The 7,044-nt window shown below is 73.1% G+C and carries 4 protein-coding genes; 2 read left to right on the top strand and 2 right to left on the bottom strand.

Going from position 1 to position 7,044, the window contains the following annotated elements:
• Positions 1-1,488, bottom strand: a 1,488-nt coding sequence (locus C1I97_RS27405) for an NAD(P)/FAD-dependent oxidoreductase (protein WP_111005825.1), incomplete at its 3' end; no start/stop codon positions are given.
• Between the two features lie 108 nt (positions 1,489-1,596).
• On the bottom strand, positions 1,597-3,264 hold the full coding sequence (locus C1I97_RS27400) for a GtrA family protein (protein ID WP_181446945.1): 1,668 nt from the start codon (positions 3,262-3,264) through the stop codon (positions 1,597-1,599).
• Between the two features lie 243 nt (positions 3,265-3,507).
• Here C1I97_RS27400 and C1I97_RS27395 point away from each other — a divergent pair, with 243 nt between their 5' ends.
• The gene (locus C1I97_RS27395) at positions 3,508-4,731 is read left to right on the top strand and encodes a hypothetical protein (RefSeq protein WP_258382758.1); all 1,224 of its coding nucleotides are present in this window, start codon (positions 3,508-3,510) and stop codon (positions 4,729-4,731) included.
• Positions 4,732-5,241: 510 nt separating this feature from the next.
• On the top strand, positions 5,242-7,014 hold the full coding sequence (locus C1I97_RS27385) for a sensor histidine kinase (RefSeq protein ID WP_111005823.1): 1,773 nt from the start codon (positions 5,242-5,244) through the stop codon (positions 7,012-7,014).
• The last annotated feature ends 30 nt before the right edge of the window (positions 7,015-7,044 follow it).

Here is a 7,044-nt window from a genome sequence, read left to right as displayed (position 1 = left end):
GCCCGCTGAACACCCTGATGACCGCTGTACCGGGCGGCCTGCTCCTCCTGACGCACTACTGGGCACTGTTCCTGCTGACAGCCATCGGCGCGGTCGCGACGGTGCGGTGGCTGTGCCGCGGCCGGCGCCGTCCAGGTTCTCCACCGCCAGCATGGCGGTGAGCATGGAGTGGTCCTGGTTGTTGTACTTGTGCATCCCGTTGCGGCCGACAGCCTGCACGTTGCGGACATGCCGGGCGAGCCAGTCACGCAGGACCGCGACACGGTCCTGGTAGCCCTTGTCGTAGACGGGGTACGCCTTGGGAACGCGCACCACGTACCCGTCACGTACACGATCGTCCGGGATCAGCCCGATGGCGGCCAGCTCACGCCGTGCGAGGCCGACGAGTTCGTCGTCGGGCAGGGACCAGAGCTCGTCGCCCTCGTTGACGAAGTACTCCATGCCCAGACAGGTGCAGCCGTCCTTGACCAGGTGGGGGGACCAGGAGCCGAAGTTCTGTACGCGGCCGACCCGCACCCCGGGAGTGTGCACGTAGATCCAGTTGTCGGGGAAGCCGGCCTCGACGGGCACGACCAGCGCCACGGTGAGGAAGTCCCGGTAGGACAGTTGCCTGGCCGCTTGCACCACCCGCGGTGGCGGTGGGGGGTCCATGGCCAGTACCAGCTCGGGCAGCGGCATGGAGGAGATGAGCTGTTCGCAGGGATGGCGGACGGTGCCCTCGGCCCGTTCGACCATCACGGCGGCCGCCTGGTCGCCGGCCCGTTCGACCCGCACCACGGGCGAGTCCAGCAGCACGCGCGCGCCTGCCCGTTCGGCCAGTTCGCGGACGCGTTCCCACATCATTCCCGGTCCCAGGCGCGGGTAGTCGAACTCGTCGATGAGGGTCGTGATCCGGGTGCCGGTCCGGCCCGGGCGCAGGGCCTGGGCCACCGCCTTGGACAACGAGAGGTCCTTGATGCGCTGGGCCGCCCAGTCGGCCTGGATGCTGGTGGCGGGCGTTCCCCACACCTTTTCGGTATAGGTCTTGAAGAAGATCCGGTACAGCCGCCTGCCGAACCGAGCGCTCACCCAGCCCTCGAAGTTGCTCTGGTCGCGAGGGGGGCGCACGCGGGCGGCCGCATAGGAGAGCATGCAGAGCGCGGCCTCGGCCACGCCCAGCCGGCGCAGCGCGTTCAGCGGTTTGAGCGGGTAGTCGAACAGCCGGCCCCGGTAGAGGATCCGGCTCAGCCGGGGTCGGCGCAGGAAGTCCTCACCGGGAAGGACCTCCCGCCACAGTCGCCTCACCTCGGGCACTTTGGTGAAGAAGCGGTGCCCGCCGAGGTCGAAGCGCCAGCCGTCACGTTCCACGGTCCGTGCCAGGCCCCCGACCTGGCCCGTGGCTTCCAGTACGGTCACCGAGCGGCCCGAACGGGCTGCGAGCAGGGCCGCGGTGAGCCCTGCGGGGCCGGCTCCGATCACCGTCACCTGCGAGGCTGAGGAGGTGCTCACGTGGGCCTCTTTCGTGTGGACGCCGACGATCGGGCGACAGGGCAACCGTGACTTGACCCCTGTCACCTTATGGGCGTTTTTGGCGTTTTGTCCGCCCAGGTCGGGCGTTCAGGGGATGTACTGCCCGCCGAAACTCGATGTCGCCAGCGCCGTGAAGAGCGCGCCGCACGCCGCCAGAGCCGGATACCAGCGCCTGCGGGTGCGCAGTACCACGGCGGCCGCGACGAGCAGGGGGAACACCGCGCCCAGGTACCGCGGAAGCGACCGCCATCCGGTGGCGGACGCCGCCGCGGCCACCATCGCCAGGGCCCAGACCGTCCAGGAGACCGGCAGGCGCCGGCCCGCGACCCACAGCAGCCCGACGGCCACGGCCAGCAGCGCCACCGCGACGATCAGGTTGGCGAACGACGAGGGCGTCAGCCGGCCGCCGTTCGGATGAAACCAGTCCGCGAGCGGGTTGCCCACCACGGCGCCCCGGAGGGAAGCCCCGGTCTGCACCCGGTAAGGGGCCAGCCAGCCGCGTCCGGTGGCCGCACACCACGCCAGGTACACCGACGTGCCGGCCACTGGCGGCAGCGCCGCCAGCGCGGCACGCACCCGACGGGCGCGGGACCGTGCCCGCACCACTTCCACCAGGGCGGGCAGGGCGAGCAGCACCCCGGTGGGGCGCACCAGTCCGCTCAGCGCTCCCGCGCACACCGCGATGCTTCCCCGGCCGCGTCCCAGACCCAGGAAGAACAGGACCGTCAGCATGCCGGCCACGGCCTCGGTGTATCCCAGCACCAGCACGGCGCAGCCCGGCGCGAGCTGGGACAGCCACACCGTCCGACGCGCCACCGGGTCCTCGGCGGTCTCCTCCCGCGTCAGGACATGGAGCACCGCGCCGTACACCAGTGCGCATGCCGAGCACAGCACCAGGAGGGCCGCGGTGGCAGGGAGCCGGGTCAGCGCGGCCGCGACCCGGACCGCCAGGGGCAGCAACGGGAAGAAGCGCACGGATGCCGACGTGGGCGGACCGTACCCGTGCAGTGCCAGCGATCGGTACCAGGCCGAGTCCCACACCAGCAGACCCGACGACGGCCGCACCGCCCCGGTTTCGGGCAGGTGCCCCTGAGCGCACCAGGCGAGCCCGAGCGCGACGGCCACCAGGGCGTGCGCCGCGAGCCACGGTGGTGCCGCCGCGCCGAAGGCGGCCGGCCATGTGCCCGCCCCGGCCCTCGGACCGCTGCCGCCGCGCACGGCCGGGAGGCCGGCCTCCTCGCCGGGGCGGGCCGGGAAGACCCAGGTCCGGTACGCCCAGAAACGGAAGACCATCGCCAGGGCCATACCGACCGCGTTCCTGGCGACGTTGGCGGCCACCGCACCGTGCAGCCCGAACACGTCGTGGGACACCACGACACAGCCGGTGGTGATCCCCGCCCCCAGCACGTTCACGGCGCAGAACAGCGCGATGCGTCGCCCGTCGCGCCCGAAGGGCCGCCCGCGATAGGTCCAGTACCGGTTCCCCACGTAGGCGACCACCGTCCCGGCCGCCGCACTCGACAGGGACGACAAGGCCGCCCCCAGACCGAGAACCAGGAACAGGTTGAACGTCCCGACCTCTGTCAGATAGGCGGCGGCCCCCGATACCGCGAACCGGGTGACCTCGGGCAGGACCCGCCTCCAACGCCGCGTCGGCGGGGGGCGGGGAACAGCCGGCGGGCCGGGCTCCCGCGCCAGAGGATGCTCGGGGCCGGTCCGTCCCGCCATTCCCTCGGCCTTTCGCCCGCCGGTCACAACCGCCTGCACATTCGGTCGGCCCCCGTCCACGCAGAGTCCCTCCATCCAAACAGCGGGCGCGCGGGAGTCGGCGCATCAACGGCTCAGCCCCACGAGGTCTCACTCTTCCGGGTGCCGTCGGTGCGGAGCCCGGATGCGAGCGGCGACCGAGACGTCTTGGATGGCGTCAGGCCTCTCACCGGTGGGTGATCCGGCGGTCGGGCCGTCAGGCGACGGACGGAGAAGAGAGGAGGCCTCCCGATGGGCGAGCACGGTGTCGCCGACGTCGACGACGCGCCGCGGAACCCGCCCTCCGCTCGTTCCGGCCGGCCGTCGACGCCGAGCCGGCTGACGCGGACACGGGCCGCGCTGCGCAGGGCACTGCCCGGGCTGGTCGTCTTCGCCGCCATGCGTCTGGCAGTGGTGGCGGCACTGTCCGTCTGGGCCGTGCGCACCGGCCGTCATCCGCGCACGGTGCTGGGGATGGAATGGGACAGCCTGTGGTACATTCGCATCGCTCGCCACGGCTACGGCACCGTGCTTTCCGGCCCTGCGGGATCCGGCGTCGTGTACCACGACATGGCCTTCTTCCCTCTCTATCCGGCGCTGATCCGCGCGGTGAACACGGCAGTGCCGGTCGGAGAGGTCAACGTGGCACTCGCCCTGTCGTGGAGCGCCGCGGTGGTCGCCGCCGCGGGCCTCTACGCGGTCGGCGAACTGCTGTACGGGCGGCGGCCCGCCCTCGCCCTCGTCGCCCTGTGGGCGGTGCTGCCCCAGGCCGTCGTCGTCACGATGGCGTACACCGAGCCCCTGATGACCGCCTTCGCGGCGTGGGCTCTGTACGCCGCCTTCACCCACCGCTGGCTCACCGCCGGTCTGCTCGCCTCGCTGGCCGGTCTCACCCGCCCCAACGGGATCGCCGCGGCCGCCGCCGTCCTGACCGCGCTGGGCCTGCACGCATGGCGGTGCCGCCGCGAAGGCCGACCCGTCGGCCGGTGGGCGGGGCCGGCCGCTGTTCTCGCTCCAGCGGGGTGGTTCGGCTACGTCGTCTGGGTGGGTGTGAAGACAGGCAGCCCGTGGGGCTACTTCACCGTCCAGCGACGGTTCGGCTCGACCTTCGACTTCGGTCACTACACCCTCTACATGTTCAAGCACCTGGTGCTCGCGAAGGCCTCCCTGGGCCAGTACACAGCCGCGGCCGTCGCGATCGGCGCGGTCGCCCTGTTCGTCCTGGGCGTGCTCGACCGGCAACCGCTCCCCCTTCTCGTGTACACCGCGACGCTGATGGTGATGGCTCTGGGCGGCGCTCACTTCTTCACCAGCAGGCCCCGTCTCCTTCTGCCCGCCTTCCCACTGCTGCTCCCCGTGGCGCTCACGCTGTCCCGGGCCCGCCTTCGCACCGTGGCCGTCCTCATGCCGGCCCTCGCGGCGTACTCCCTCGTGTTCGGGATCTACCTCACCACCGTGGCGAACAGCCCGCCCTGACGGGGCTGTCCAAGGCCGGCGCCGGTGAGGGGCGCCGCTCAGCCGCGGGGTCGCAGGTCGATACGGCGGGTGGCGACACGGCGGGTGACGACACGGCGGGTGACGGTGCGGAGGGCGTCGGAGAGAGCGGCAGCGGTCCCGGGAGCGTCACGGCGGGCCGTGGCCGGGCGGACGGAGGGCGTACGGCGAGGCCGGGGAGAGGAGGGCTTCTCGGTCCCGCCGTCCGTTCGTGACAGCTTTTGAGCAGGGGGGATCGATCTCTTTCGGATCAGTGGCGCAGGCCGGCGTGAGGGCTCGGACTGCCGTACGGGCCCTCATACCAGAGCGGGACGATCGCTGGGGGATTTCATCAACTGCCCACCACACATGAGATATCCGTGACTACTGTGAGTGTCCGCCGGGCGGCGCGGGGCCGTATGCGCGTCTCCGCCGACCGGTACAGCGATGGCGCACGCCCGCTCGTGCCCCATGTGCGAGCACACAGGCCCGACGGACCAGTACGAGGAACAGATGTCTCACCTCCGCGCACCGGCCGCCCGCGCAGACCGCCGTGAGGGCGGACGGCACGGGCGGCCGGTCGCCCGCACCGTCCCCTCGCTGCCCGAGATGCCCATACGGTCCCAGCTGCTGCGCCTGGCGGTGCTGCCGCCGACCGCGGTCGCCCTCGGCGCCGGCGCCGCCGTGCTCTTCACCGTGCGCTCCACCGGGACGCACCCCGGACCCACCCTGTGGGGCGTGTTCGCCGGGGCGTTCTGCGTGACGCTCGCGGGCATCGCGACCGCCGCCGTCGCCGCCGGCCGGGCCGCCCGCTCCGTCCACGACCGGATCGACGCGCTGCGCCGCGCCACCGCACGCCGCGAGACCGACCTGCGCGCCCTCATCGACGCGCTGCGCCACGGCGAGAGCCCGGCCCCGCGCAAGCCGCGCGGCGCACCGCCGGGCGACGCCGACGAGTTCGGCCCGCTCGCCACCGACCTGGCCCGCGCCCACGACGGTGCCGTCGCCGCCGTCGTCCAGGCCACCCAGCTGTCCGGCCGGACCGGCAGCGAGCAGAAACTCGAGGTCTTCGTCAACCTCGCCCGGCGCCTGCAGTCCCTGGTGCACCGCGAGATCTCCCTCCTCGACGAGCTGGAGAACGAGATCGAGGACCCCGACCTGCTCAAGGGCCTCTTCCACGTCGACCACCTCGCCACCCGGATCCGCCGCCACGCCGAGAACCTCGCCGTCCTCGGCGGCGCCGTCTCCCGCCGCCAGTGGAGCAACCCCGTCTCCATGACGGAGGTGCTGCGCTCGGCCATCGCCGAGGTCGAGCAGTACTCGCGGGTGAAGCTCGTCCCGCCGGTCGAGGGCCGGCTGCGCGGCCACGCCGTCGCCGACGTCATCCACCTGCTGGCCGAACTCGTCGAGAACGCCACGGTGTTCTCCGCCCCGCACACCCAGGTCCTGCTGCGCACGGGCCTCGTCACCTCCGGACTCGCCGTGGAGGTCGAGGACCGGGGCCTGGGCATGCCGGTCGGCGAGCAGGTCAGGATGAACGCCCTGCTGGCCGACCCCGACCAGGTCAACGTCGCGGGCCTGCTCGCCGACGGCCGCATCGGACTGTTCGTGGTCTCCCAGCTCGCCAAGCGGCACGGCATCACCGTCCGGCTGCAGACCAACATCTACGGCGGCGTCCAGGCCGTCCTCGTCGTACCGCGGTCCCTGCTGGGGAGCGCCGTACCGGACACACCCGGGTCGTCCGTCCCCGCTGCCCCGCCTCCGCTCCCACTCCACCGGGCCCCGACGGCGACGCCGGTCCCCGCATCGGGTGCGACTCCGTACGACGGTGACGCACCGTCGGCTCCGCCCGTGCCCGTCCCGTACGTCACCGGTGACGGCCCGGCCTCCCTGCCCCGCCGTGGGACGGACGAGCCGAGGGCCAACCCCGCCGTGGCCGTGCCGGGGACGTGGGCCGCGGACCGGGCCGCCGTGGCCGCGGGCGGCGGTGCGGTGCCCGCTCCGCGTGCGGGCGTGGTGCGGGGGACCACGGGCAGGCCGCAGCTGCCCCGGCGGCGCGCCCAGGAGCACATCGTGCCGCAGCTGCGCGGTGGCCCGGTGCCGCGCCAGGACGCCGAGCACGCGGCCGGCCACGATCCCGGGCTGATGGCCGCCTTCCAGCGCGGCATCGGACTCGCCGAGGCCCAGCAGCGCCAAGAACCGGCCACCGAGGCCCAGCAGGGCCACGAACCGGTCACCGAGGCGCGGCCCGCCGTCCGGTACGGCGGGAGCGCCCCGGCCGGATGACCGGCCTGCCGCCCGGCCTCATCCCAGCCC

Source organism: Streptomyces sp. NTH33 (assembly GCF_003236365.1).
GTDB lineage: Bacteria > Actinomycetota > Actinomycetes > Streptomycetales > Streptomycetaceae > Streptomyces.
The sequence above is the reverse complement of the archived record's forward strand: the minus strand, read 5'-3'. Positions and strand labels throughout refer to the sequence as shown.

Coding starts and splice junctions, on each gene's coding strand:
- C1I97_RS27395 (WP_258382758.1), top strand. CDS start 3,508: ATGGGCGAGCACGGTGTCGCCGACGTCGACGACGCGCCGCGGAACCCG.
- C1I97_RS27385 (WP_111005823.1), top strand. CDS start 5,242: ATGTCTCACCTCCGCGCACCGGCCGCCCGCGCAGACCGCCGTGAGGGC.